Source organism: Streptomyces sp. NPDC020731 (assembly GCF_044334705.1).
Classification (GTDB): domain Bacteria; phylum Actinomycetota; class Actinomycetes; order Streptomycetales; family Streptomycetaceae; genus Streptomyces.
In genome coordinates, this window is record NZ_JBIRTN010000005.1 from 304,184 (window position 1) to 329,514 (window position 25,331).

Annotated in this window: 26 protein-coding genes and 1 riboswitch; of the genes, 10 read left to right on the forward strand and 16 right to left on the reverse strand. The window is 71.6% G+C overall.

The features are described from left to right. Positions 1 to 64 precede the first annotated feature (64 nt). Positions 65 to 165, forward strand: a riboswitch (ZMP/ZTP riboswitch). A gap of 31 nt (positions 166 to 196) precedes the next feature. After that, on the forward strand, positions 197 to 1,651 hold the full coding sequence (locus tag ACH4VX_RS10335; protein ID WP_398366921.1) for a glycine hydroxymethyltransferase: 1,455 nt from the start codon (positions 197 to 199) through the stop codon (positions 1,649 to 1,651). 70 nt (positions 1,652 to 1,721) lie between these two features. On the opposite strand, the gene ACH4VX_RS10340 is transcribed toward ACH4VX_RS10335, so the two are convergent. The 3 genes from ACH4VX_RS10340 to ACH4VX_RS10350 all read right to left on the reverse strand — a co-directional run bounded on the left by ACH4VX_RS10340 (position 1,722) and on the right by ACH4VX_RS10350 (position 4,006). Next, positions 1,722 to 2,435, reverse strand: coding sequence for a hypothetical protein (locus ACH4VX_RS10340; protein ID WP_398366922.1), 714 nt, complete (start codon positions 2,433 to 2,435; stop codon positions 1,722 to 1,724). A gap of 136 nt (positions 2,436 to 2,571) precedes the next feature. Further along, positions 2,572 to 3,453, reverse strand: a complete 882-nt coding sequence (locus tag ACH4VX_RS10345) for a hypothetical protein (RefSeq protein WP_398366923.1) — start codon at positions 3,451 to 3,453, stop codon at positions 2,572 to 2,574. Then, positions 3,446 to 4,006, reverse strand: a complete 561-nt coding sequence (locus ACH4VX_RS10350) for an RNA polymerase sigma factor (protein ID WP_398366924.1) — start codon at positions 4,004 to 4,006, stop codon at positions 3,446 to 3,448. Before ACH4VX_RS10350 ends, ACH4VX_RS10345 begins: the two co-directional genes overlap by 8 nt. A gap of 131 nt (positions 4,007 to 4,137) precedes the next feature. Between ACH4VX_RS10350 and trpS the strand changes: the two genes are divergently transcribed. Then, a complete protein-coding gene (gene trpS, locus ACH4VX_RS10355) occupies positions 4,138 to 5,151 on the forward strand; it encodes a tryptophan--tRNA ligase (RefSeq protein WP_398366925.1) in 1,014 nt (337 codons plus the stop codon). 202 nt (positions 5,152 to 5,353) lie between these two features. Further along, positions 5,354 to 5,932 (forward strand): 2'-5' RNA ligase family protein, encoded by a 579-nt coding sequence (locus tag ACH4VX_RS10360; protein WP_398366926.1) that lies wholly within the window; start codon positions 5,354 to 5,356, stop codon positions 5,930 to 5,932. A gap of 17 nt (positions 5,933 to 5,949) precedes the next feature. Here the strand turns inward: ACH4VX_RS10360 and ACH4VX_RS10365 are convergent, their stop codons facing one another. Beyond that, complete coding sequence (locus tag ACH4VX_RS10365) at positions 5,950 to 6,705, reverse strand: decaprenylphospho-beta-D-erythro-pentofuranosid-2-ulose 2-reductase (RefSeq protein ID WP_398366927.1); 756 nt, start codon at positions 6,703 to 6,705, stop codon at positions 5,950 to 5,952. Positions 6,706 to 6,713: 8 nt separating this feature from the next. Further along, positions 6,714 to 8,069, reverse strand: coding sequence for an FAD-binding protein (locus ACH4VX_RS10370; RefSeq protein ID WP_398366928.1), 1,356 nt, complete (start codon positions 8,067 to 8,069; stop codon positions 6,714 to 6,716). A 134-nt stretch (positions 8,070 to 8,203) separates the two neighbouring features. Here ACH4VX_RS10370 and ACH4VX_RS10375 point away from each other — a divergent pair, with 134 nt between their 5' ends. From ACH4VX_RS10375 to ACH4VX_RS10385, 3 genes are all read left to right on the forward strand, one after another. Continuing rightward, complete coding sequence (locus tag ACH4VX_RS10375; RefSeq protein ID WP_398366929.1) at positions 8,204 to 8,737, forward strand: phosphatase PAP2 family protein; 534 nt, start codon at positions 8,204 to 8,206, stop codon at positions 8,735 to 8,737. Positions 8,738 to 8,742: 5 nt separating this feature from the next. Further along, on the forward strand, positions 8,743 to 9,669 hold the full coding sequence (locus tag ACH4VX_RS10380) for a decaprenyl-phosphate phosphoribosyltransferase (protein ID WP_398366995.1): 927 nt from the start codon (positions 8,743 to 8,745) through the stop codon (positions 9,667 to 9,669). Positions 9,670 to 9,771: 102 nt separating this feature from the next. Then, the gene (locus ACH4VX_RS10385; protein ID WP_398366930.1) at positions 9,772 to 10,689 is read left to right on the forward strand and encodes a YihY/virulence factor BrkB family protein; all 918 of its coding nucleotides are present in this window, start codon (positions 9,772 to 9,774) and stop codon (positions 10,687 to 10,689) included. Here the strand turns inward: ACH4VX_RS10385 and ACH4VX_RS10390 are convergent. After that, positions 10,637 to 11,926 (reverse strand): D-alanyl-D-alanine carboxypeptidase family protein, encoded by a 1,290-nt coding sequence (locus ACH4VX_RS10390; protein ID WP_398366931.1) that lies wholly within the window; start codon positions 11,924 to 11,926, stop codon positions 10,637 to 10,639. The two genes, ACH4VX_RS10385 and ACH4VX_RS10390, sit on opposite strands and share 53 nt — an antisense overlap. Positions 11,927 to 12,098: 172 nt before the next feature. On the opposite strand from ACH4VX_RS10390, the gene ACH4VX_RS10395 reads away from it, so the two are divergent. The 3 genes from ACH4VX_RS10395 to ACH4VX_RS10405 all read left to right on the forward strand — a co-directional run bounded on the left by ACH4VX_RS10395 (position 12,099) and on the right by ACH4VX_RS10405 (position 14,343). Then, complete coding sequence (locus ACH4VX_RS10395; protein ID WP_030829790.1) at positions 12,099 to 12,347, forward strand: SCO4848 family membrane protein; 249 nt, start codon at positions 12,099 to 12,101, stop codon at positions 12,345 to 12,347. 24 nt (positions 12,348 to 12,371) lie between these two features. Further along, the gene (locus tag ACH4VX_RS10400) at positions 12,372 to 13,679 is read left to right on the forward strand and encodes a metallophosphoesterase (RefSeq protein WP_398366932.1); all 1,308 of its coding nucleotides are present in this window, start codon (positions 12,372 to 12,374) and stop codon (positions 13,677 to 13,679) included. A 166-nt stretch (positions 13,680 to 13,845) separates the two neighbouring features. Beyond that, entirely contained in the window at positions 13,846 to 14,343 is a 498-nt protein-coding gene (locus ACH4VX_RS10405; protein ID WP_398366933.1) for a cysteine hydrolase family protein, read from the forward strand. A gap of 7 nt (positions 14,344 to 14,350) precedes the next feature. Here ACH4VX_RS10405 and ACH4VX_RS10410 read toward each other — a convergent pair whose 3' ends face one another. Together ACH4VX_RS10410 and ACH4VX_RS10415 are read right to left on the reverse strand one after the other, a co-directional pair. After that, positions 14,351 to 15,880 carry an ATP-binding protein gene (locus tag ACH4VX_RS10410; RefSeq protein WP_398366934.1) on the reverse strand — a complete coding sequence of 510 codons (1,530 nt, stop codon included), beginning with the start codon at positions 15,878 to 15,880 and terminating at the stop codon, positions 14,351 to 14,353. Beyond that, positions 15,877 to 16,602, reverse strand: a complete 726-nt coding sequence (locus ACH4VX_RS10415) for a response regulator transcription factor (RefSeq protein WP_398366935.1) — start codon at positions 16,600 to 16,602, stop codon at positions 15,877 to 15,879. Before ACH4VX_RS10415 ends, ACH4VX_RS10410 begins: the two co-directional genes overlap by 4 nt. Before the next feature lie 162 nt (positions 16,603 to 16,764). Between ACH4VX_RS10415 and ACH4VX_RS10420 the strand changes: the two genes are divergently transcribed. After that, complete coding sequence (locus ACH4VX_RS10420; RefSeq protein WP_398366996.1) at positions 16,765 to 19,179, forward strand: MMPL family transporter; 2,415 nt, start codon at positions 16,765 to 16,767, stop codon at positions 19,177 to 19,179. On the opposite strand, the gene ACH4VX_RS10425 is transcribed toward ACH4VX_RS10420, so the two are convergent. From ACH4VX_RS10425 to sdhC, 8 genes are all read right to left on the reverse strand, one after another. Continuing rightward, positions 19,172 to 19,957, reverse strand: a complete 786-nt coding sequence (locus ACH4VX_RS10425; protein WP_398366936.1) for a TetR/AcrR family transcriptional regulator — start codon at positions 19,955 to 19,957, stop codon at positions 19,172 to 19,174. The two genes, ACH4VX_RS10420 and ACH4VX_RS10425, sit on opposite strands and share 8 nt — an antisense overlap. Positions 19,958 to 19,989: 32 nt before the next feature. Further along, a complete protein-coding gene (locus ACH4VX_RS10430; protein ID WP_398366937.1) occupies positions 19,990 to 20,484 on the reverse strand; it encodes a thiol-disulfide oxidoreductase DCC family protein in 495 nt (164 codons plus the stop codon). Continuing rightward, positions 20,481 to 20,897, reverse strand: coding sequence for a hypothetical protein (locus tag ACH4VX_RS10435; protein ID WP_398366938.1), 417 nt, complete (start codon positions 20,895 to 20,897; stop codon positions 20,481 to 20,483). Before ACH4VX_RS10435 ends, ACH4VX_RS10430 begins: the two co-directional genes overlap by 4 nt. 126 nt (positions 20,898 to 21,023) lie before the next feature. Continuing rightward, a complete protein-coding gene (locus ACH4VX_RS10440) occupies positions 21,024 to 21,635 on the reverse strand; it encodes a Uma2 family endonuclease (RefSeq protein WP_398366939.1) in 612 nt (203 codons plus the stop codon). A gap of 155 nt (positions 21,636 to 21,790) precedes the next feature. Next, positions 21,791 to 22,570 (reverse strand): succinate dehydrogenase iron-sulfur subunit, encoded by a 780-nt coding sequence (locus tag ACH4VX_RS10445; RefSeq protein WP_384706574.1) that lies wholly within the window; start codon positions 22,568 to 22,570, stop codon positions 21,791 to 21,793. Beyond that, the gene (gene sdhA, locus ACH4VX_RS10450) at positions 22,570 to 24,324 is read right to left on the reverse strand and encodes a succinate dehydrogenase flavoprotein subunit (protein WP_398366940.1); all 1,755 of its coding nucleotides are present in this window, start codon (positions 24,322 to 24,324) and stop codon (positions 22,570 to 22,572) included. Before sdhA ends, ACH4VX_RS10445 begins: the two co-directional genes overlap by 1 nt. Positions 24,325 to 24,343: 19 nt before the next feature. After that, positions 24,344 to 24,826, reverse strand: coding sequence for a succinate dehydrogenase hydrophobic membrane anchor subunit (locus ACH4VX_RS10455; RefSeq protein ID WP_398366941.1), 483 nt, complete (start codon positions 24,824 to 24,826; stop codon positions 24,344 to 24,346). Positions 24,827 to 24,831: 5 nt separating this feature from the next. Continuing rightward, positions 24,832 to 25,212 (reverse strand): succinate dehydrogenase, cytochrome b556 subunit, encoded by a 381-nt coding sequence (gene sdhC, locus ACH4VX_RS10460; RefSeq protein WP_390814822.1) that lies wholly within the window; start codon positions 25,210 to 25,212, stop codon positions 24,832 to 24,834. Between the last annotated feature and the right edge of the window lie 119 nt (positions 25,213 to 25,331).

Here is a 25,331-nt window from a genome sequence, read left to right on the forward strand (position 1 = left end):
GGCAGACGCGGTCGCCCGCATGGTGGACGCCTCCCCGTGGCACTTCGTGCCGCCCGGTAACCTGACCGTGGGCCGTGACTGGCGCGCTGGGATGGAGCAACCATCGGGAAGCGGCCCCGGGCCCTTCGGGTCCGGAAACATGTGCCGTGCGCCTGGGCCGTACCGTGAACGCCGAACGCCACGTCCGGAGGTCCCCATGTCAGCCGCCGAGCAGCCGCTCACCCCCGCTTCCACCGCCTTCCGCTCCGCCCTCGACGTGATCCGCGCCGTCGAGCCGCGCGTCGCCGACGCCATCGGCCAGGAGGTCGCCGACCAGCGCGAGATGCTCAAGCTGATCGCCTCGGAGAACTACGCCTCCCCGGCCACCCTCCTCGCGATGGGCAACTGGTTCAGCGACAAGTACGCCGAGGGCACCATCGGCCGCCGCTTCTACGCCGGCTGCCGCAACGTCGACACCGTCGAGTCGCTCGCCGCCGAGCACGCCAAGGAGCTCTTCGGCGCCCGCCACGCCTACGTCCAGCCGCACTCCGGCATCGACGCCAACCTCGTCGCCTTCTGGGCCGTCCTCGGCGCCCGCGTCGAGGTCCCCTTCCTGGAGAAGACCGGCGCCCGCCAGGTCAACGACCTCTCCGAGGCCGACTGGGCCGAGCTCCGCCAGGCCTTCGGCAACCAGCGCATGCTCGGCATGTCCCTGGACGCCGGCGGCCACCTCACCCACGGTTTCCGCCCGAACATCTCCGGCAAGATGTTCGACCAGCGCTCCTACGGCACCGACCCGGCCACCGGCCTCATCGACTACGAGGCCCTGCGCGCCTCCGCCCGCGAGTTCAAGCCGCTGATCATCGTCGCCGGCTACTCCGCCTACCCCCGTCTGGTGAACTTCCGGATCATGCGCGAGATCGCCGACGAGGTCGGCGCCACGCTCATGGTGGACATGGCGCACTTCGCCGGTCTGGTCGCCGGCAAGGTCCTCACCGGCGACTTCGACCCGGTCCCGCACGCCCAGATCGTCACCACCACCACCCACAAGTCGCTGCGCGGCCCGCGCGGCGGCATGGTGCTGTGCGACGACTCCCTCAAGGACCAGGTCGACCGCGGCTGCCCGATGGTTCTCGGCGGCCCGCTCCCGCACGTCATGGCCGCCAAGGCCGTCGCCCTCGCCGAGGCCCGGCAGCCCGCCTTCCAGGACTACGCCCAGCGCATCGTCGACAACGCCCGCGCCCTCGCCGAGGGCCTGATGCGGCGCGGCGCCACCCTGGTCACCGGCGGCACCGACAACCACCTCAACCTGATCGATGTCGCCACCTCCTACGGCCTCACCGGCCGCCAGGCCGAGGCCGCCCTGCTCGACTCGGGCATCGTCACCAACCGCAACTCCATCCCGGCCGACCCCAACGGCGCCTGGTACACCTCCGGCATCCGCATCGGCACCCCCGCGCTGACCACGCGCGGTCTCGGCACGGCGGAGATGGACGAGGTCGCGGGCCTGATCGACCGGGTCCTGACGGCGACCGAGCCCGGCACCACCAAGTCCGGCGTCCCCTCCAAGGCCGCCCACGTCCTCGACGCGAAGATCGCCGACGAGATCTCCCGCCGCGCCACCGACCTGGTCGCCGGCTTCCCGCTCTACCCGGAGATCGACCTCGGCTGACCCAGCCGAGCCCAGCCCAACCCTGCCTCGTACGGCGGTCCGGTCCCGCACCGGGCCGCCGTACGCATGCTCAGGTGTCCAGCAGCTCCTGCCTCGGCCCCGAGTCGCGTTCCCGCCCACGGAGCAGCGGCAACCGCCTCACCCGGGGCCCCAGCACCAGAGCCAGGCCTGCTCCGGCCACCACGCCCGGTATCGCCCACCACCAGTCGGTCCCGTCGTCCTTCACCGGCGCGGCGCGGGTCTCGGAGGAAGCCGCCACGGCCGGCTTCGCCTGCTCCGTCTCCCACGGCGCCGGGTAGATCCCCGAACCCGATCCGGTGCCCGTCCCCTCTCCCATCACCCCCAGCGAGTACAGCAGTTTGTACAGGTCCGACGGGTCGGTGGCCCGGTGCCAGAGGCCGTTCGGCGTCTCGTTGAACCGCTCCGCCGTATGTATCCACGCGTCCTGGCCCGCCTCCGCCACGAGGACCCGGTCCACCCGCCACGGCGTCACGTCGTGCACCATCCACGTCACATTGATCAGCCGCTCCCTCGCCCGTATGTCCTCCGGCGGCCTCGCCCGCGTCCCCTTGCCGACCGGGCCGAGCAGTCGCTCCAACTCGCCGTACTCGCTGTCGGAGTAGTACACGGACGCCGTCTCCTCGCTCTCCGGCGACACCACCAGCGCGCTCGTCGGCCCGCCGGCGGAGGCGGGCGCCGCCCCCCACACCATCAGGGCCAACCCCGCCGCCAACGCGCCCAGCCCTGCCGTCAGTTGTCGAACCCTGTCCGTCCACCCACGCATCCGGACCCCCACTCGGCCGGTCGATCTCCGTACGGCCCGCCCACGGGCCGCCTGTCACTTCTGGTACACCGCCCGACCCGCCGGGGTTCCCACTCGGTCCGTCCCGATTCCGCGGATTTCTCCGGGAGTCCGGCCGCTACCGGCCGCCCGCTTCCTCGCCCGCCTCCTCGACCCCTTTCGCGATCTCCAGCGCCCGCGCCTTCGACGCCACACCCTCCAGCCGCAGCGTCACCCCGTCCGCGGCGGGACCTTCACCGGTCACCGCACCGCCATGCGGCCACAGCAGGGTCGGCCCGGCGGTGCGCTCCTTCCGGGTGAACCGGTGACCGTCCGGGCCCACCAGCCAGAAGCTCAGTACATGCGGCCGCGGGAACCACAGGGCCGGATCGAAAACGGCACCCTCCTCGTCCCGTTCACTCAGCGACAGCTGCTGAGGCTGCTCGCGCACGCTCTTGACGAAGGCGAGGTCCAGGCGGCCCGGGAACTCGTCGAGCCGGATCGTCCGCCCGTCCTCCCGCCAGCACAGGCTCATCAGGAACCGCCCCCGAGGCAGCGCACCCACCGTCACCGCGTCCGGGACGCCCAGCGCCTCCGGCACCACCGGCGCGAACCCGGCCCGCCGCTCCGCCTCGCCCAAGGACAGCGACCGCCCGCAGCCCGGCACCTTCGCCCCCGGCGAGGGCACCGCCGAGGGGTCGTACCGCACCTCGACCCCGCCGAAGCCGAACCAGTCGGTCACCGCCGCCCGCACCGGAGGCGTCAGCGTCAGCACCGTCAGCAGTCCGCACAGGGCCGCGACCAGCGACCGCCACCGCGCCCGGGCCCAGCCCCGCAGCCGCGCCCCGGCCCCCGGCGGCTCGGTGACCGGTACCGGCAGTTCCTCGGCGAGTATCCGCCCCAGCACCCTCTCGACCATCGACTCGGACCCCGCGGCCCCGTCCGGCCCGTCCAGGGACCGGCCGAAGGCCCGCAGCTCCTCCCGCAGCCGGGCGGCCTCGTCGTCGGACCGCTCACTCACGCCTCTCACCCCCTTCCCGGGGCCGGAAGTCCGGCAGCAGGCGCTCCAGCTTGCGCAGGGCGCGGTTCAGCCGCGACTTCACCGTGCCCCGGGGCCAGCCCAGGGCCTGGGCGGTCTCCCGCTCGTCCATCTCCAGCAGATAGCGGTAGGTGACGACCAGCCGGTGCTCCTCGCTCAGCTTCTCCAGCGCGGCCGCCAGCACCCCGCGGCGCTCCGACTCCAGCGTTGCCACCGCCGGATCGGCCGACTCGGGTATCACCGGCTCCGCCTCCACCAGCGCCGCCTCCCGGCCGGCGAGCGTGTTGCGACGCATGGCGGCGCGCACTGTGTTCCTCGTCTCATTGGCCACGATCGACAGCAGCCACGGCCGGAACGCCATGCCCTCCCGGAACCGGCCCAGAGCGCAGTACGCCTTCACGAAGGCCTGCTGCACCACGTCCTCCGCGTCCGCCCCCGCCCCGAGCGCGGCGGCCGCCCTGAGCGCGATGCCCGTATGGGCCCGCACCAGCTCCGCGTACGCCTCCGGCTCCCCGGCGCGTACGCGTGCGATCACCGCGTCCTCATCGACGATGCGGCCCCCCTCCCGCGTCCTCACTCTCTTGTTACACCGCCGGGGACGGATCGGTTCCCATCTGTTTCCGGTCCGTTCCGGAGCGCTCCGCGGGAACTGAGAGAATGGTGGGCATGGCGACTGACCGACCCCGCGTGCTCTCCGGAATCCAGCCCACCGCAGGCTCGTTCCACCTCGGCAACTACCTCGGCGCCGTCCGCCAGTGGGTGGCCCTGCAAGAGACCCACGACGCGTTCTACATGGTCGTCGACCTGCACGCGATCACGGTCCCGCAGGACCCGGCCGAGCTGCGCGCCAACACCCGGCTGGCAGCCGCCCAGCTGCTGGCCGCCGGCCTCGACCCGGACCGTTGCACGCTCTTCGTGCAGAGCCACGTCCCCGAGCACGCCCAGCTCGCCTGGATCATGAACTGCCTCACCGGCTTCGGCGAGGCCTCCCGCATGACCCAGTTCAAGGACAAGTCCGCCAAGCAGGGCGCCGACCGCGCCTCGGTCGGACTGTTCACCTACCCGGTCCTGCAGGTCGCGGACATCCTGCTCTACCAGGCCGACGAGGTGCCGGTGGGCGAGGACCAGCGCCAGCACATCGAGCTCACGCGCGACCTCGCCGAGCGTTTCAACGGCCGGTTCGGCGCGACCTTCACGATGCCGAAGCCGTACATCCTCAGGGAGACGGCGAAGATCTACGACCTCCAGGACCCGTCGATCAAGATGAGCAAGTCGGCGTCCACGCCGAAGGGCCTCATCAACCTCCTGGACGAGCCGAAGACCACCGCCAAGAAGGTGAAGAGCGCGGTCACCGACACCGACACGGTGATCCGCTACGACGTCGTGGAGAAGCCCGGCGTGAGCAATCTCCTCACGATCTATTCGACCCTCACCGGAGCGGACATCCCCGAACTGGAGGAGAAGTACGCCGGCAAGGGCTACGGTGCGCTCAAGACGGACCTCGCCGAGGTCATGGTCGAGTTCGTGACCCCGTTCAAGGAGCGCACCCAGCAGTACCTGGACGACCCCGAGACCCTCGACTCGGTCCTGGCCAAGGGCGCGGAGAAGGCACGTGCCGTCGCCGCGGAGACCCTCTCCCGGGCGTACGACCGGGTCGGCTTCCTGCCCGCCAAGCACTGAACCGCCGAGCACCGAACCGGCGCTGAACCGGCCCACGGCAGCGATCCGTACCACCACACAGCGCTGCACATCACTCCGGTTGCGCCTGCCCGCATCCGGGTCGTGGTCGTACAGTCGATAACCGGGTGACCGTTTCCGCGGTCACCCGGCGCTCACCGCAGTTCCACCACCGTGCTTCACCACCACAACGACAGGAGACGACGTGGGGACCGTAACGATCGGCGTGTCGATCGCGGTCCCGGAGCCTCACGGCAGCCGGCTTCAGCAGCTGCGCGCGGGTTTCGGCGACGCCGCGGCTCACGGTATCCCCACACACGTCACCCTGTTGCCGCCGACCGAGATCGACGACGCCGACGTGCCGGCCGTCGAGGCGCATCTGAGCGAGATCGCCGCGGCCGGCCGCCCGTTCCCCATGCGGCTGTCCGGCACCGGCACCTTCCGGCCGCTGACGCCGGTGGTGTTCGTCCAGGTCGTCGAGGGCGGTGCGGCGTGCACCTGGCTGCAGAAGCGGGTCCGCGACGCCTCGGGTCCGGTCGCCCGCGAGCTGCAGTTCCCGTACCACCCGCACGTCACCGTGGCGCACGGCATCGACGAGGCGGCCATGGACCGCGCCTACGAGGACCTCGCCGACTACGAGGCCGAGTGGCCCTGCACCGGCTTCGCGCTCTACGAACAGGGCGCCGACGGGGTGTGGCGCAAGCTGCGCGAGTTCCCCTTCGGCTCCACGGTGGTGCCCCCGCAGTCCGGGAGCGTGGACCGGGGATCCGTCTCCGCCCACTGAGCGCCCCCGGCCGGCCCTCAGACCGGCAGCCGGCGGAACACCCCGCGCGGCAGATGCCGTAGCGCCGACATCACCACCCGCAGCGCGCCCGGCACCCACACCGTCTCCGCGCGGCGCCGCAGCCCCAGCTCGACGGCCGCCGCGACCGCCTCCGGCGTGGTGGCCAGCGGTGCCTCGGGCAGCCCGGCCGTCATCCGCGTACGGACGAAGCCGGGGCGTACGACCATGACGTGCACCCCCGTTCCGTACAGCGCGTCGCCGAGGCCCTGGGCGAAGGTGTCCAGGCCGGCCTTGCTGGAGCCGTAGATGAAGTTCGCGCGGCGGGCCCGCTCGCCCGCGACGGAGGACAGCACCACCAGCGAGCCGTGGCCCTGTGCCTGGAGCGCGCCCGCGCACACCAGGCCCGCCGAGACCGCGCCGGTGTAGTTGGTCTGCGCGACCCGCACCGCGGCTTCCGGGTCCCGCTCGTCGTGCGCCTGGTCGCCCAGGGTGCCGAAGGCGAGCAGCACCATGTCGACGTCGCCCTCGGCGAAGACCTTGCCGAGCGTGTCCTCGTGGGCGGCGGGGTCGAGCGCGTCGAAGGCGACCGTGCGCACCTCGGTGCCGAGACCGCGCAGCTGCCCGGCGGCCTCGTCCAGGCCGGGGGAGGGGCGGCCGGCCAGCCACACCGTGCGGGTGCGGCGGGCGATCAGCCGCCGCGCGGTGGCCAGCGCGATCTCGGACGTGCCGCCGAGGACGAGCAGGGACTGGGGGAGGCCGAAGGCGTCCTTCATGACAGCTCCTAGAGATGGAGGCGGCGGGCCAGGTCGGAGACGAACACCCCGCGCGGGTCCAGTCCGGCGCGCAGCGCGCGGAAGTCGTCCAGGCGGGGGTACATGGCCGCGAGCAGCTCGGGGCGCAGCCGGGAGTCCTTGGCGAGGTAGACGCGCCCGCCGGCGCCGGCGACCTCCTCGTCGAGTTCGTCGAGGAAGCCGCCGAGGCCGGGCAGCGACGCCGGGATGTCCAGGGCCAGGGTCCAGCCCGGCACCGGGAAGGACAGCCAGCCAGGGTCGGCCTCCCCGAAGCGCTTGAGGACGGCGAGGAAGGACGGGCAGCGCCGCTCGGAGATCCGGCGCACGATCCGGCGCAGGGTGTCCTCCCGGCCGTGCCCGACGACGAACTGGTACTGCACGAGGCCGCCCCGGCCGTAGATCCGGTTCCAGTGCGGAACGCCGTCCAGCGGGTGGAAGAACGCGGGGATGCGCTGGAGGTGCCCCATCCGCGCGCGGGGGGCCTTGCGGTACCAGAGCTCGTTGAACAGCCCCACGGTGGTGCGGCCGAGCAGGCCCTCGGGGACGAAGGACGGTGCGGCCGGGAGCCGGGACGTACGGAAGGAAAGGGGCTCCCCGCGCGTGCGGGCGCCCCGGGGCAGCGCGTCCAGGGGGGCGTGGTCGCCGCGCGTGAGCACCGCGCGGCCGGTGGCGGCGCCGCGGGCCAGCAGATCGATCCAGGCGACCGAGTAGCGGTAGCGGTGGTCGGTGTCGGCGAGGCGGGCCATCAGGTCGTCGAGGTCGCCCGCGCGCTCGGTGTCGACGCACATCAGCGAGGTCTCGACCGGCTGGAGCCGGACCGTCGCGGTGAGGATCACCCCGGTCAGGCCCATGCCGCCCGCCGTCGCCTCGAACAGCGGCGTGCCCGGCACGACCGTACGGACCCGTCCGTCGGCGGTGAGCAGTTCCAGGGACAGCACGTGGCGGGAGAAGGAGCCGGAGACATGGTGGTTCTTGCCGTGGATGTCGGCGCCGATCGCCCCGCCGACCGTCACGTAGCGCGTGCCCGGCGTCACCGGCACGAACCAGCCGAGCGGCAGCAGCACCTCCATCAGCCGGTGCAGGGAGACGCCCGCGTCGCACAGCACGGTGCCGCCGTCGGCGTCGATCGCGTGCACGCGGTCCAGACCCGTCATGTCGAGCACGGCACCGCCCGCGTTCTGCGCCGCGTCCCCGTACGCCCTCCCCAGCCCCCGCGCGATGCCCCCGCGGGCCCCGCACTCCCGGACGGCCAGGGCGGCCTCCTCGTACGTCCGTGGACGGATCAGCCGGGCGGCGGTGGGGGCGGTGCGGCCCCACCCGGTGACGGAAACGGTGTCGGCAGACATGACGATGACCGTATCGCCCCTGTGTGACTGGTTGGTTTTGAAACGTCACTCCCATCCCTGAAACGGGTGATTAATGGGATGTCGCTCCACAGGGAGGGGAATTCCGGCCCGTCGGGCGTGAACAGTGGGTCCACATGGACGACCTCCACGACCTCCCCCGCACCCGCGGTCTCCGCGGCACGGACCACCGGATCGTCTCGGCCCTCAGGGCGTGCGGCGCGGATCCGCGCGTCGCCGATGCCGCACGGGCCCTGTCCCGGGCGGGGGAGCACGGGGCGGTGTGGCTCGCGGTGGGGCTCGCCGGAGCAGTCGTGGACCGCCCCCGGCGCGGCGCCTGGCTGCGCGGCACCGCGCTCACCGCGGGCGCCCACGCCGCCGGCTCGGTCGTGAAACGGGTCGTGCGCCGTCCGCGCCCCGCGCATGTCGAGCCTCTGGTCGGCACGGTCGGCCGGTACTCCTTCCCCAGTTCGCACGCCACGTCCGCGGCGGCCGCCGCCGTCGCCTTCGGCGCGCTGGGCGCCCGCGCGGTGCCCCCGCTCGCCGCCGCCGTCTGCGTGTCCCGCCTGGTGGCCGGCGTTCACTACCCGTCGGACGTGGCGGCCGGCGCCGTCCTCGGCGCGCTCACCGCCCGCCTCGGCGCCCGCTGGATGACGGGAGGCCCCGCGTGACCCTCCTGCGCGAGCGCTCCGAGCGGCGGCAGACCACGCCGTCCGGCCGGAGCGGCCTCCTCAAGGGCCTGCTGCTGACCGCGCGGCCCAAGCAGTGGGTCAAGAACGTCCTGGTGATCGCCGCCCCGGCCGCCGCCGGCGAACTGTTCTCCGTCCGCGCCCTGACCCGGCTCGCCCTGGTCTTCGTCCTGTTCACCGCCTGCGCCGCCGCCGTCTACCTCGTCAACGACGCGCGCGACGCCGACGCCGACCGCGCCCACCCCGTCAAGTGCCGCCGCCCGGTCGCCGCCGGCCGGGTCCCGGTACCGGCCGCCTACGCCGCCGGAATCGCCCTCGGCGTCCTCGCGCCCGCCGTCGCGGCCCGACTGTGTCCCCCGGAGGCCGCCGCGCTGCTGACCGCCTACCTCGCCATGCAACTGGCGTACTGCGTCAGCCTCAAGCACGTCCTCGTCGTCGACCTCGTCGTCGTCACCACCGGCTTCGTGATGCGCGCGGTGATCGGCGGCCTCGCCCTCGGCATCCCGCTGTCGCGCTGGTTCCTCATCACCACCGGGTTCGGCGCCCTGTTCATGGTCGCCGCCAAGCGCTACTCCGAAGCCGTGCAGATGACCGGAAAGGCGGGCGCCACGCGCGCGTTGCTCACCGAGTACACCACCGGCTACCTCCGCTTCGTCTGGCAGCTCGCCGCCGGCGTCGCCGTCCTCGGCTACTGCCTGTGGGCCCTGGAGGAGGGCGGCGTGCCGCACGCCAGCGTGCTGCCCTGGCGGCAGCTGTCCGTGGTCGCCTTCGTCCTCGCCGTCCTCCGCTACGCCGTCTTCGCCGACCGCGGGACCGCCGGCGAACCCGAGGACGTGGTGCTGGGCGACCGCGCGCTCGCCGTCATCGGCCTGGTCTGGGCGGCGATGTACGCCCTGGCGGTGGCCGACTGGTGAGGGACCGACCGGTGAGGGGCTCTCCGCTCCGCCACCGGTCACGGAGGCCCGGTTCCGGGGTACCAGGACATGGGGATTCCGCGAGGGGGGCAGAGTCGGATCATGGACTGGCTGAAAAGGCTTCCGGTCGTCGGGCCGTGGACGGCCCGGCTGATGCTCACGCACGCGTGGCGGTCGTACGAGCGTCTGGACCGGGTGCACTGGGCGCGGCTGGCCGCCGCGATGACGTTCAGGAGCTTCGTCGCGCTGTTCCCGCTGCTCACCGTGGCCGCCTCGGCCGGCGCCGCCACGCTGAGCCAGGACCAGCAGGACACCCTCCAGGACAGGATCACCGATCAGGTGCCCGGCATCTCCGACCAGCTGGACATCGGGGAGCTGGTGGAGAACGCCGGCACCGTCGGACTCATCGCCGGTGCCGTGCTGCTGTTCACCGGCATCAGCTGGGCCGGTTCCATGCGCGAGTGCCTGCGCGCGGTGTGGGAGCTGCCGGACGAGGAGGAGAACCCCCTCCTGCGCAAGGGCAAGGACCTGGGCATCCTCGTCGGACTCGGCGGCGCGGTCCTGATCACCCTGGTCGCCTCCGCCGTCGCCTCCGCGATGGTCGGCCGGATCAGCGACGCCATCGGGCTGGAGAAGGGCGGCTGGGGCGGGATCGTCCTGCACGTCGCGGCGTTCGCCGTCGCCGTCGGCGCCGACTTCCTGCTCCTGCTGTACGTCCTCACCCTGCTGCCCGGCGTCGAACCCACCCGGCACCGCCTGACCGTCGCCGCCCTCACCGGCGCGGTCGGCTTCGAACTGCTGAAGCTGCTGCTCAGCGGCTATATGCAGGGCGTGGCCACGAAGAGCATGTACGGCGCGTTCGGCGTCCCGGTGGCCCTGCTGCTGTGGATCAACTTCACCTCGAAACTGGTCCTGTTCTGCGCCGCGTGGACGGCGACGCAGAGCAGGCGGGACGAGGCTCCCGGGCTCACGGACGCGAGCGACGGCGCACCAGGTCCGGCAGCGGCCAGCGCCGGTTGACCAGGAAGGCACCGCCCGCGAGCAGCACCAGCACCCCGCCGGCGATGCCCAGCGCGACCCCGATGCCGTCGGCGCCACCGCCCGGCGCGGCACTCGCCACCGGCTTCGAACCGGCCGCGACGGCACCGTCCCCGGTGCCCCCGGCCGCACCGGGAGAAGCGGACGGGCCCGGCCGGCCACCGGTCTGCGTCGCGCTCTTGGGCCGCACCAGCTCACCCACCGGCCGGACCTTGCCGGCCGCCTTGAAACCCCAGTCGAGGAGCTTCGCGGTCTCCTTGTAGACCTCGTTGCTCACGTTCTTCTGCGGGTTCATCACGGTGACCAGCAGCACCTTGCCGTTCCGCTCGGCGACACCGGTGAAGGTGGCGCCCGCGTTGGTGGTGTTGCCGTTCTTCACACCGGCTATGCCCTGGTAGACCGGCACGTCGGTGTCGCCGGCCAGCAGCCGGTTGGTGTTCTGGATCTCGAAGGACCCGCGGACCTTCTTGCCCTTCTTGTTCTTCTTCGTCTCACCGGGGAACTTCGCCCTGACCGTCGAGCTGTACTCCCGGAAGTCCTTCTTCTGCAGCCCGGAACGGGCGATCAGCGTCAGGTCGTACGCGGAGGACACCTGCTCCGCGGCGTCGTAGCCGTCGGGGCTGACCACGTGCGTGTCGACGGCCTGGAGCTCCTCGGCGTGCGCGTTCATCTCCTCGACGGTGTTCTTGACACCGCCGTTCATCGCCGACAGCACGTGCACCGCGTCGTTGCCGGAGCGGAGGAAGACACCCAGCCACAGGTCCTGGACGGTGTACGTCTCGTCCTCCTTGATCCCGACCATGCTGGAGCCCGGACCGACACCGGCCAGGTCGGAGACCTCCACCTTGTGCTCCGTCGTCTTCGGCCACTTCGGCAGCAGCGTGTCCGCGAACAGCATCTTCAGCGTGCTCGCCGGGGCCAGCCGCCAGTGCGCGTTGTGCGCGGCGAGCACGTCGCCGGACTCGGCGTCGGCGACGATCCAGGAGCGGGCCGACAGGTCCTTCGGCAGCACCGGCACCCCGCTCGCGAGGTTGACCTGCGTCCCCGCCTGCCCGAGCCGGGCACCGCCCACCGTCGACATCCCCGCCGGGGGCGTGGCCGACGGACTCGTCGACGGCTTCGGGGCCGCGAGGGCGACGGGCGCGGTCAGCGCGGTGGACAACAGGACGGCGGAGGCGACCAGCAGCGGTCGCCGGACGGTGTTCTTGGGTGCGGGCACGACCGGAAACGTACATGCCATACCTGACGAAGTCCCGGGCAGGTCCCCACCCCGGGCAAGGAACCGGACACCTCCCGGCGATACTGGACGCATGCCGTGCCCTTCCGGGGGACAACCCCCGGACCCCCGGCCGACCGAGGGGGCCCGGCGCTGTGAGGAAAGGTCTCTTCTGGTGAAACTCAGCCGCCCCGTCTCCTGGTTCCTGCTCGCCTTCGGGGTGTGGAGCTGGGTCATTTGGGTCACTTTCGTCAAGAACCTGGTCAAGGACAGCAGCGGACTCGCGTTCGAGGACGGGCACCCGACGGCGTACTTCTTCGTTCATCTGACGCTCGCCGTCGTCTCCTTCGTACTGGGGACGGTCATCGGGGGCATCGGGTTGCGCGGACTGCGCGCACTGAGCCGGACGTCACGGACGTCCTGACCGGGAACAGGGGAACTGCGCCTCGTGGCCATCGTTTTCGTACTCATCGCGCTGCTGGTGGTGGCCGTCCTGGTGACGGGCAACTGGTATGTGTGGCGGCGTCTGTTCCGGGACACCACGAAGGGTCCGGGCGCGGTGCGCCGCGCGGGCGCCGTGGTGATCGCCGGCGGCTGGGCGCTGGCCGTCGGCGCCCTCGTCGCCGAGCGCGGCGGGGCCCCGTTCCGGCTCCAGCAGGTCCTGGCCTGGCCCGGCTTCCTGTGGCTGGCCCTGGCCCTGTATCTGCTGCTGGCGGTGCTCGCGGGCGAGCTGGTGCGCCCGGTGCTGCGGCGGATCCTGGAACGGCGGGCGGGGACGGCGGAGGCGGCGCCCGCACCGGCGCGGCCGGAGCCGATACCGGCCGGGCGGGGCGCGGGACGTGGCCCGAGCGGTGCGACGGGCGGCGAGACGGACGGGGACGACGCGGCGGCCGACGACGGTGCGACCGGCCCGCAGGAAGCGCCCGCCGCCCCCTCCCGGCGGCTGTTCGTCTCCCGCGTGGTCGGCGGGGCCGCCGCCGCGGCGGCCGTGGGGACCGTCGGTTACGGGACGTACGGCGTGCTGCGCGGGCCGCAGGTGAAGCGGGTCACCGTGCCGCTCGCCAGGCTTCCCCGCGCGGCGCACGGTTACCGCATCGCGGTGGTCAGCGACATCCACCTCGGGCCGGTGCTCGGGCGGGGCTTCGCGCAGAAGGTCGTCGACACGATCAACTCGACCCAGCCGGACCTGATCGCGGTCGTCGGTGACCTGGTGGACGGGAGCGTGAAGGACCTCGGCCCGGCCGCGGCCCCGCTGGCGCAGCTACGGGCACGTCACGGCTCGTTCTTCGTCACCGGAAACCACGAGTACTTCTCCGGTGCCGAGCAGTGGGTCGAGGAGGTGCGGCGGCTCGGGCTGAACCCGCTGGAGAACGCCCGCACGGAACTGCCGCACTTCGATCTGGCGGGGGTCAACGACGTGGCCGGTGAGGACGAGGGGCAGGGGCCGGACTACGCGAAGGCGCTCGGCGACCGGGACCGGGCGCGGGCGTGTGTGCTGCTCGCGCACCAGCCGGTGCAGATCCACGACGCCGTCGACCACGGTGTCGACCTCCAGCTCTCCGGCCACACCCACGGTGGCCAGCTCTTCCCCGGCAACCTCGTCGCCGGCCTGGCCAATCCCACCCTGGCGGGGCTCGACCGGTACGGCGACACCCAGCTGTACGTCAGCCGGGGAGCCGGGGCGTGGGGGCCGCCCACGCGGGTGGGTGCGCCGTCGGACATCACGGTGATCGAGTTGGCCTCCAAGCAGGCCTGACGGTGTGCTGGTGTGGGCCGGGGGTGGGGTTTCGCTCACCCGCGCTTGCGGGGTGCCTCCCCCGGAGGGGGTACCCCCGGCCCACCCGTGCCGCCCTGGGGGTACCTCCCAGGCCGTTTCGGGCACTGCGGGAGGCACGATTGCCCGCAGTCGGGGAGGGGAGTCGATGAGTGACGCTCGTACAGCACTCGTGCTGGTAGATCTCCAGCGGTGGATCGTCGACATGGCGTGGGGGCCGGTCGGTGGTGAGGTCGTCGTCGAGGCGTGCGGACGACTGCGCGACCACTTCTCGACGGTCGTCCTGGTCCGGTACGTACGCGCCGGCGGGCCGGACGCCGCCCCTGATCAGCTCGTGCCCGGCTGCACGCCTCGCCCCGGCGACCATCTGGTGACCAAGCACGGCCTCGACGCCTTCGAGGACACCGGACTGGACGACGTGCTGCACCGTGAGCGGGTCACCGAGGTGGTGGTCGCCGGTCTTTCCACCGCGCACGGCGTCGCGGCGACGGCCGGGACGGCGCTGCGCCCGGGCTACGGCGTGGTCGTCGTCGAGGACGCCACCGCGAGCCCCGACGAGGCGCAGCACCGTGCGGCCCTCGACCGGCTGACCGCGCTCGGCGCACGCACCGCCCGGGTCGCCGACCTCACGGCCGCCGGGGAGTGACCCGGCCTCATGCCGTGCGGCTCGACGAGACGGGGGCCGGCGACGGCGACGGCTCCGGGCCGGCCGTCGTCCCGTCGTCCGCCGGGCACGCTCCCGGCCGGGCCGGCAGTGTCACGGTCACCGCCAGCCCCTCGCCCGGCGCCGTCCGTACCGACACCTCGCCCCCGTGGGCCCGCACCACACCCTGCACGATCGCCATGCCAAGACCGCTCCCCGCACCCCCGCCGACGCGGAAGAAGCGGTCGAAGACGCGCGCCGCGTCCTCCGCCGCGAGCCCCGGCCCGTCGTCCGCCACGGACAGCCGCACCACCCCGTCCGCGCGGACCACCCCGAGCCGTACCGCGACGTCCGCCGGCGTGTGCGTCCGTACGTTGCCCAGCAGGTTCCCCAGGATCTGCCGCAGCCCCGCCTCGTCCGCGCGCACCAGCACCGAGCCGCCCGCGTCCACGGTCACCGCCCGCTCCGGCTGCTGCACGCGCAGGTCCTCCGCCGCGTCCCGCACCAGCCGGCACACGTCCACGTTCCGCAGCCGCAGTTCGGGACGCTGGTCCAGCCGGGCCAGCACCAGCAGTTCGTCGACGAGCCGCCCCATGCGGTCGGACTCCGCCAGCATCCGGTCCCAGGCCCGCCTGCGCTCCGTCGGCTCGCGCAGCATCCCCCGGTCGTACAACTGGAGATAGCCGCGTATCGCGGCCAGCGGCGTACGCAGCTCGTGCGAGGCGTCCGCGACGAACCGCCGCAGCTGGGCCGCGCTGCGCTCGCGCGTGCGGTACGCCGACTCGACCTGCTGGAGCATCGAGTTGAGGGCGAGCCGCAGCTGCTCCACCTCGAGGATCGGGTCCCGGCTGGAGGGCACCCGCCGGGTCAGGTCGCCCTCCGCGATCGCCGACGACGTCTCCACCATGTCCTCCAGCGGCCGCATCCGGCGCCGCACACTGAACATGGTCAGGCAGGCCAGCAGCAGCAACAGCAGCGTCCCGATGGCCAGATCGAACTTGACGGCCTTGGCGATGCCGTCGTGCACCGCCTTGGTGGAGCCGGCGATCAGGATGTACGTGCCGTCCGCGAGCCGGGTGGCGGTGACCCGGTAGGTGGTGCCGCGCACGGTGACGTCGTGCGGTTCCGGGTCCTGGGTCAGGGCGCGCGCGTCGCCCACCGCGTCGGCGAGGTCGCGCTGCGTCTCGGTCGGTTCGAAGCCGAGGATGCCGATGGGCTCGCCCCGGGTGTCCACGGCGGCGAAGATCGAGTCCGGGTCGTTCTCCCTGTTCCAGTCCGGATCCACCCGGTCGCGGAAGGAGCTCAGCACGCTCAGCGAGTCGATCTGGCGCAGTGTCAGCTCCGAGCCGCCCAGCGACTCACGGTTGCGGGTCAGCTCCGTGTCGATCTGGTCCAGCAGGTAGTAGCGCATGCCCATCACGCTCACCACGGTGGCCGCCACGATGCCGAGGGCCAGCAGCACCACGTTCGCCAGCGTCAGCTGCCCGCGCAGCGAGTGGATGCCCCGCCCGGGGCCCGGTTTCCGGATCGGGAACCTCACGTCAGGCCGTACCCGACCCCGCGCCGGGTGGTGATCACCGGCGGTCCCAGGGAGTCGAGTTTGCGCCGCAGATAGCTGATGTAGGTCTCGACGACCGTCGACTCGGCCGGTGTGTGTTCGTACTGCCAGACATGGCGCAGCAGTTGCTCCTTCGGCACGATCCGGCCGCCGTTGCGCACCAGGAAGCGCAGCAGCGCGTACTCGGTGGGGGTGAGCTCGACCGAGCGGCCCGCGCGGCGCACCGAGTACGTCGTCTCGTCCAGCTCCAGGTCGCCGTGGCGCAGCGGCGCCGGCTGCGGGAGGACGTCGGCCGGGCGGGTGCGGCGCAGTACGGCGGTGATCCGGGCGACGACCTCGTCGATGTTGAACGGCTTGGTGATGTAGTCGTCGCCGAAGCCGAGCGCGCCGACGACCTCGGCGGGCGCGTCCCGCGCGGTGAGGAACACCAGCGCCAGCTCCGGCCGCCGGGAGCGCAGTTCGCGGCCGAGGGCGCGGCCGTCGCCGTCCGGCAGCATCACGTCGAGGAGGGCGGCGTCGATGGGGGTCCCCCCGCGCGAGCGTGTTCGAGAGTGGGGGAGGGTGTGCTCGGTCAGCGCGAGCGCCTCGCGGACCGTGCCCGCGGTCATGACCTCGAAGCGGTGGTAGCGCAGGGCGATGGCGAGGACGTCCGCGATGCTCTCCTCGTCCTCCACGACCAACACGGTGCCGGGAGCTGTCGTCATGCTCCCAGTATCGGCGCGACTCCCCACCGTCGTACGGGTCTTCGCTTTGGAGTTCCTTGAGAGTCCCGCGCGAGCCGTGTCCCCGCGCGGGTGCCGCCGTCCATTCTGCTGCCAGGACCTGGGGGACCGACCGAGTGACAAAGGAGCGGAAACGTGGCGGTATTGGCACGCTGGTGCTATCGGCATCGGCTGGTGGTCCTGTTGCTGTGGGTGGGGGTGCTGCTCGGACTGGGGGTTTCGGCGAGCAGTGCGGGCACGAACTACGCGGAGGTCTTCTCGCTGCCGGACACGGACTCCAAGCAGGCGTACGACCTGATGGAGAAGGCGTTCCCGGAACGCGCCGGCGACACCGACACCGTGGTGTGGAAGGTCGACGCGGGGTCCGTGCGCGACGACTCCGTACGGTCCCGGATCGAGCCGGCGCTGACGGAGATCGGGCGCATGGAGGGCGTCGGCGCCGTCACGAATCCCTACGGAGAACAGGGCGCGGCGCAGATCAGCGAGGACGGGCGGATCGCCTACGCGCAGGTCACGTTCGCCGAGCAGGCGGACGCCGTGCCGAAGGAGCTGGTCCAGGACGTCGTCGACACCGCGCAGGACGCCGCGCGCGACGGACTCCGGGTGGAGCTGGGCGGTCAGGCCATCACGCGCGTCCAGGAACCGCCGACGGGCACGGCCGAGCTGGTCGGCATCCTGGCCGCCGCGGTCGTGCTGTTCGTGGCCTTCGGGTCGCTCTTCGCGATGCTGCTGCCGATCGTGGTCGCCGTCTTCGGCGTCGGCACCGGCATGTTCGGCACCCAGCTGCTCAGCCATGTCACCGACGTCCCCGAACTGGCCTCGCTGCTGTCCACGCTGATCGGTCTCGGCGTCGGCATCGACTACGCCCTGTTCATCGTCACCCGGCACCGGCGCGGCATCCTGCGCGGCGCCGACCCGGAGGAGGCGGCGGTCACCGCCCTCAACACCTCCGGCCGGGCCGTGCTGTTCGCGGGCGGCACGGTGTGCATCGCGCTCGCCGGGATGCTGGTGACGAACCTGCGGTTCCTGGACGGCGTGGTCATCGGCACCACGCTCACCGTCGTCCTGAGCGTGCTCGCCGCCGTCACCCTGCTGCCCGCGCTGCTCGGCCTGCTCGGCCACCGGGTGCTCAGCCGCCGCCAGCGCCGCAGGTTCGCGGCCGAGGGCCCGGAGACCGCGGCGGTGAGCGGTCTCGCCGCACGCTGGTCCGCCGGCGTCCAGCGCCGCCCGCGGTCCGTTGCCGCCCTGGCCGTGGTCCTGATGGCGGCGCTCGCGATCCCGCTGCTGTCGCTGCGTCTGGGCACCGTGGACCAGGGCAACGACGACGCCGCCATGACCACCAGGAAGGCCTACGACCTGCTCGCCGAGGGCTTCGGGCCCGGCTTCAACGGCCCGCTCCAGGTGGTCGTGGACGGTGAGGCGTCCGACGGCCTGGTGACGGCCCTGGAGAAGACCGAGGGCGTCGCCCGGGTCGCCGCCGTACCGCCCGCGAACGGCGTCACCGTCATCCAGGTCGTCCCCACCACCTCCCCGCAGGCCGAGGAGACGGACCGGCTCATCGACACCCTGCGCGACGACGTCATCCCGGACGCGGGCGTCGAGGCCCATGTCGGCGGGGTGACCGCGGTGTCCAAGGACTTCGCGACGGTGACCGGCGAGCGGCTGCCGCTGTTCATCGGCACGATCATCGGCCTCGGCTTCCTGCTCCTGCTGCTCGCGTTCCGTTCCCTGGTGGTGCCGCTGACGGCCGCCGTGATGAACCTGCTCGCGGCGGCGGCCTCCTTCGGCGTCCTGGTGGCGATCTTCCAGTGGGGCTTCGGCCTGGATCTGCTCGGCCTCGGCCAGGAGGGCCCCATCGCGTCCTTCCTGCCGATCATCATGCTGTCGCTGCTGTTCGGGCTCTCCATGGACTACCAGGTGTTCCTGGTGAGCCGGATGCACGAGGAGTGGGTGCACACCAGGGACAACGCCCGCGCGGTGCGCGTCGGCCTCGCGGAGACCAGCCGCGTCATCAACTCCGCGGCCCTGATCATGGTCTGCGTCTTCCTCGCCTTCGTGCTCAGCGGCGACTACGGCGCCGCCATGGCGGGCGTGGGGCTGGCCGCCGCGGTCGCCCTGGACGCGTTCATCCTGCGTACGGCACTGGTGCCGGCCGTGATGCACCTGCTCGGGAAGTCCAACTGGTGGCTGCCGGCCGGTCTGGAGAAGCGGCTGCCGCATCTGGCGGTCGAGCCGAAGGAGGACGCCCTGCCCGGGCCCACCGAGGTCCCGGACCCGCACGGCCCCTCCTCGGTCGTCCACGGCTTCGTCCGCACCGCCGACGGAGAGCCGGTGGAAGGCGCGGCCGTCACGCTGCTGACCTCCGGGGGGCGCCGGCTGGACCGGGTCGTCTCCCTCGCCGACGGCGCGTACATCCTCTCCGTACCGGCCCCGGGCACCTATCTGCTCGCGGCCACGGCGACCCCGCACGGCTCCCGCGCGGCGCACGTGACCGTGACGGACGGCCCGCTGGTGCACGACGTGGAACTCGTGCCCGGTGAGGTGGACGCCGTCAGCTGAGATCGTCGGGGCGCCCGTCGTCGGCGGGCGCCCCCTTCTCCTTCTTCGCCGGGTTCTTCGCCGGGTCCGGAAGCGCCTTCGTCATCCCGGGCAGGAACTCCGTGAACAGTTCGTGCACCTCGCGCACCAGCGGCCGCAGCACCCGGAAGCGGGCCAGGGCGATGCCCCGCGCGGTGATCCGGGCGCCGCGTTCGGCGAGCCGGTAGCTGCGCTCCCGGCCCTCGGTCCGGTCGAAGATCCAGTACAGGACGAGCCCCATCTGGGACAGCCACATCAACTCGGGCAGGATGTCCCGCAGTTCCTCGGGCACCTTGGTCCTCGTCCCGGCGAGCACCGAGCGGTGGACGCTGATCGCCTCCACGCGCGCGTGCTCCGACTCGGGGGAGAAGGGGCTGAGCGGACTGTCCGGGTCGGCGGCGTTCTTGAAGAACTGCACCGCGAACTCGTGGTACGGCGTGGCGATGTCCAGCCACGCCTTCAGCACGCCCGCGAGCCGGGCCTCCAGGTCGCTCTCCCGGCGCAGGACCTCCCGGGCCGCCACCTGGTGCTCGGCGGCGATCCGGTCGTAGAAGCCCTGGATCAGGTGTTCCTTGCCCTCGAAGTAGTAGTACGCGTTGCCGACGGAGACCCCGGCCTCCTTGGCGATGGCCCGCATGGTCGTCTTGTCGTACCCGCGCTCCTGGAACAGCCGCATGGCCGTCTCGAGGATCAGGGCGCGGGTCTGCTCGGACTTGCTGAGGGTGGCGCCGTCGTCGGGGCCGTCGTTCTTCGCGGGCACGGAAAGACAGCCTAACGCTACGGAAGGGCGCCCTACGGGGCGGTACAGGAGCCCGCCTCGCAGCCCGGCGCGGTGTAGCTCCAGCCGCCGCGCGGATCGTACGTCCACCCGTCACCCCGGCGGTACACGCCTCCGCCCCGCCCGGACACCGCCCCGCGCCACTTGGCGGCGGCCAGCACCGCGCCCCTGGCGAGCAGGGCGCCGGAGGGGGTGCTCAGCCGGTGGGCCAGCCGCCGGTACCTGCGCAACGCCCACAGGGTGACGATCCAGGCGGCGGCCCCCCGGTACACCTGACCGCCGTCCCCCACGACGGTGATCTCCTCCAGGGTGGAGCCGTGATCGAGGCCGGGGAACCGGGCCCGCGCCGCCTCCGACGCCGCCGGGACCGGCTCCAGGGGCACCAGCTGCGGCTGGCGCACCAGCCAGTCCCGTACGAAGGCGCACAGGGAGCACTCGGCGTCGTACAGCACGGTGAGCCGGCGTACCGGGACGCGCGCGGCGCCCCGGTCCTCGTGTGTGGCCCTCACGCCGCTCCCGCCCCGGCCGCGGGGGCCACCCAGTCCTGGGGCGCGACCGGCGGCAGCTGCTCCCGCTCCATCACCCCGCGCCGCCGGATCCGGTTGAGCACGTACACGTTGCCCAGGTGCATCACGCCGAGCACGAGCAGCACCACGCCGATCTTGGTCGACAGTGCCTCGAAGACGCCGCGCGTGTCGGTGATCGTGTCGTCGTCGCTCAGGTACAGCGCGACGAACCCGAGGTTGACGAGGTAGAAGCCGACCACCAGGAGGTGGTTGACGGCGTCGGCGAGCTTCTCGTTGCCGTGCAGCACGTCGGCGAGGAAGACCCGCCCGTTGCTGCTGAGCGTGCGAGCCACCCAGACGGTCAGCCCGATGCTGACCGCCAGGTAGATGACATAGGCGATGACCGTACGGTCCATGTCCCCCAGCCCTTCTTGAACACGTTCAAAATGCTGACAGGGGAGACTCTAGACCCTTTTTTTGAACGTGTTCAACTCAATGGCGGAGTGGGGTGCGTCACGGATCGGCCGAGCCCGGTGTGCGGCTCAGTCGGCCTTGCGGGGCTGCCCGGCCCGGAGGATCTCGGCCACGTCCAGGGTGACCTTGGCGCCGATGGAGTCGGGGAGGGTGACCTGCTGGCCGGGGGAGTGGAAGCGGTGGCCGGCGTACTCGTTCTCGACCGGGTCGGTCAGGACATGAAGCCGCTGGTGCTTGCGGTCGACGATGACGTAGACCGGGATCTTTGCCTCGGCGTAGGCGGCGACCTTGGTCTTCAGGTCGTTCTTCCAGTTGCTGGAGGTGACTTCCAGGACGAGGCGGAAGCAGACCGGGTCGTAGGAGTTGTTCTCGACGAGGTGGTCGTCGAAGTCGGCGTCCACCACGGCGAGGTCCGGGAGGGAGTAGTCCTCGGTGTCGGTGGGCAGCCAGAGGCCGATGCCTTGGAGCACTTCGGTCTCGCCGTCGTCAAGGCCCGCCGTGATGAACGGGCGCATGAGTTTGGTCAGTGCTCGGGCGTGCGGGCCGTCCGGTGGCGGGGTCACGAGGAGCTGGCCTCCGATGATCTCGACGCGGTAGCCCGGAAGGCGGTCCATGAGACGGTTCGCCTCCGCGATCAGGGGACGTTCGTCGTGGGGCCGCTCGACGGATGCTGCGGACATCGCGTGCCTCCCAGGGGCTGGTGTCGAGACCATCATCGTAGGGCGGGAAGCGCCCCCACGTCCGTCTCGACCGCGTTCACCCGAACGTGTGGCATATGCCTGAGGGCCCCGTCTCCGGCGGAGACGGGGCCCTCACGGACGTACGGCGACGTACCTCAGTAGCGGCGCGTGATCAGCGCACGCTTCACTTCCGCGATCGCCTTGGTGACCTCGATGCCGCGCGGGCAGGCGTCCGTGCAGTTGAAGGTCGTGCGGCAGCGCCAGACGCCGTCGCGGTCGTTGAGGATCTCCAGGCGCTGCTCGCCGGCCTCGTCACGCGAGTCGAAGATGAAGCGGTGCGCGTTGACGATGGCCGCCGGGCCGAAGTACTGCCCGTCGTTCCAGAACACCGGGCACGAGGACGTGCAGGCGGCGCACAGGATGCACTTGGTCGTGTCGTCGAAGCGCTCGCGGTCCTCCGCGGACTGCAGCCGCTCGCGCGTCGGCTCGTTGGTGTCCTTCGTGATCAGGAAGGGCATCACGTCCCGGTACGCCTGGAAGAACGGCTCCATGTCCACGACCAGGTCCTTCAGGACCGTCAGGCCCTTGATGGCCTCGACCGTGATCGGCTTCTCGGGGTTGATGTCCTTGATCAGCGTCTTGCACGCCAGGCGGTTCTTGCCGTTGATCCGCATGGCGTCGGAGCCGCAGATGCCGTGGGCGCAGGAACGGCGGAAGGTCAGCGTGCCGTCCAGATCCCACTTGATCTTGTGCAGCGCGTCGAGGACACGCTCCTTGGGGTCGATCTCCAGCTGGAAGTCTTCCCAGACCGCCTCGGCCGAGACCTCCGGGTTGAACCGGCGGATCCGCATCGTGACGGTGATGTACGGGGAGTCGGCGAAACCGGGCCCGGGGGAACCGGCCGCGTCCGCCTTGTCCAGAACAGGGGTAGCCATCAGTACTTACGCTCCATCGGCTGGTAGCGGGTCTGGACGACCGGCTTGTAGTCCAGACGGACGGTCTCGGTGCCGTCGGCGCCGACCTCGCGGTACGCCATCGTGTGACGCATGAAGTTGACGTCGTCGCGGTTCGGGTAGTCCTCGCGGTAGTGACCGCCGCGGGACTCCTTGCGGGCCAGCGCGGAGACGGCCATGACCTCGGCCAGGTCGAGCAGGTTGCCCAGTTCGATGGCCTCGAGGAGGTCGGTGTTGAACCGCTTGCCCTTGTCCTGGATGGCGACGTTCTTGTAGCGCTCGCGCAGCTCGGCGATCTTCTCGACCGCCGTCTTGATCGTCTGCTCGGTGCGGAACACCATGACGTTGGCGTCCATGGTCTCCTGCAGCTCACGGCGGATGGTGGCCACCCGCTCGGTGCCGGTGGAGGACCGCAGCCGCTCGATCTGCTCGACGACCAGGGACTCCGGGTTCTCCGGCAGCTCGACGAAGTCGGCCCGCTGGGAGTAGTCCGCGGCCGAGATGCCGGCCCGCTTGCCGAACACGTTGATATCCAGCAGCGAGTTGGTGCCCAGACGGTTGGCGCCGTGCACGGACACACAGGCGACCTCGCCGGCCGCGTACAGGCCCGGTACGACGGTGGTGTTGTCGATGAGGACCTGACCCTCGACGTTGGTCGGGATGCCGCCCATCGCGTAGTGCGCCGTGGGCTGGATCGGGATCGGGTCCGTGTACGGCTCGATGCCGAGGTAGGTCCGCGCGAACTCCGTGATGTCGGGCAGCTTGGCGTCCAGCTGCTCCGGCGGGAGGTGCGTGAGGTCCAGGTAGACGTGGTCGCCCTCGGGACCGCAGCCGCGGCCCTCGCGGATCTCCGTGTAGATGGAGCGCGAGACGACGTCACGCGAGGCGAGGTCCTTCATGACCGGCGCGTACTTCTCCATGAAGCGCTCGCCGTCCTTGTTGCGGAGGATGCCGCCCTCACCGCGGGCGCCCTCCGTCAGCAGGATGCCCATGCGCCAGATGCCGGTCGGGTGGAACTGGAAGAACTCCATGTCCTCCAGCGGCAGCCCGCGCCGGTACACGGCGGCCTGGCCGTCACCGGTCAGCGTGTGCGCGTTCGACGTCACCTTGAAGAACTTGCCGGTGCCGCCGGACGCGTAGATCACGGACTTCGCCTGGAAGACGTGGATCTCGCCGGTCGCCAGCTCGTACGCGACCACACCGGCCGACTTCTTGACGCCGTCGACCTCGGTGATCAGCTGGTCCAGGACGTAGAACTCGTTGAAGAACTCCACGCCCTCCTTGACGCAGTTCTGGTACAGCGTCTGGAGGATCATGTGACCGGTGCGGTCGGCCGCGTAGCAGGACCGGCGGACCGGGGCCTCGCCGTGGTTGCGGCTGTGCCCGCCGAAGCGGCGCTGGTCGATGGTGCCGTCCGGGGTCCGGTTGAACGGCAGGCCCATCTTCTCCAGGTCGAGGACCGAGTCGATGGCCTCCTTCGCCAGGATCTCGGCGGCGTCCTGGTCGACCAGGTAGTCACCGCCCTTGACCGTGTCGAAGGTGTGCCACTCCCAGTTGTCCTCCTCCACGTTGGCCAGCGCGGCGGCCATGCCGCCCTGCGCCGCGCCCGTGTGGGAGCGGGTGGGGTAGAGCTTCGTCAGGACGGCCGTGCGGCTGCGCTTCGTCGACTCGATGGCCGCGCGCATGCCCGCGCCACCGGCGCCGACGATGACGGTGTCGTACTTGTGTACCTTCATGAGTTTCGCAGCCCCGTGCCTAGCGGATGTTCGGGTCGAAGGTGAAGATCACCAGCGTGCCCAGCAGGATGGTGAACACCGTGGCGGTGTAGAGCAGGCCCTTGAGCCACAGCCGGGTGTTCGGCCGCTCCGCGTAGTCGTTGATGACCGTACGCAGGCCGTTGGCGCCGTGCAGCATCGCCAGCCACAGCATCAGCAGGTCCCAGACCTGCCAGAACGGTGAGGCCCAGCGGCCGGCCACGAAGGCGAAGCCGATCTTGGAGACGCCGCCGTCCAGCACCAGCTGGATCAGCAGGTGGCCGATGACGAGGACGACCAGGACGACGCCGGACAGGCGCATGAACAGCCAGGCGGCCATCTCGAAGTTGCCGCGCGTGCTCTTCGGGCTCTTCTTGGTCCGCTTGCGCGGGGGCTCGATGACCGGCGCCGGGTTGTCGACGGAGTAGAGCGATCCGCCCTCGACGGGGCCGATGCCCGAGGCGGTGGTGTCAGTCGTGGACATGGGTGTCAGCTCCCGAACAGTTCACGAGCGGCGTGGCCGAGCACGGGGTAGATCGCCCCCAGCATCAGCACGAGCCACAGGGCGACGACGGTCCAGAGCATCTGCTTCTGGTAGCGGGCGCCCTTGACCCAGAAGTCGACGGCGATGACACGCAGGCCGTTGAGCGCGTGGAACAGGACGGCGGCGACGAGGCCGTACTCCAGCAGCGCGACGATCGGCGTCTTGTACGTGGCCACGACGGTGTCGTAGGCCTCGGGGGACACCCGCACGAGAGCGGTGTCCAGCACGTGGACGAACAGGAAGAAGAAGATGAGGACGCCGGTGACTCGGTGAGCCACCCAGGACCACATTCCTTCCCGGCCGCGGTACAGCGTTCCAGCCGGCACGGAAGTTTCCTCCGGGAGCGGGGTTCGGGGCCGCGCCGGCTTTCCTTGTCGGTCGGGCCCGGCCGGGTACGGTCCACCGGCCCCCAGCATGTTAGCGACGGTTGCCCGCGGTGCTTACA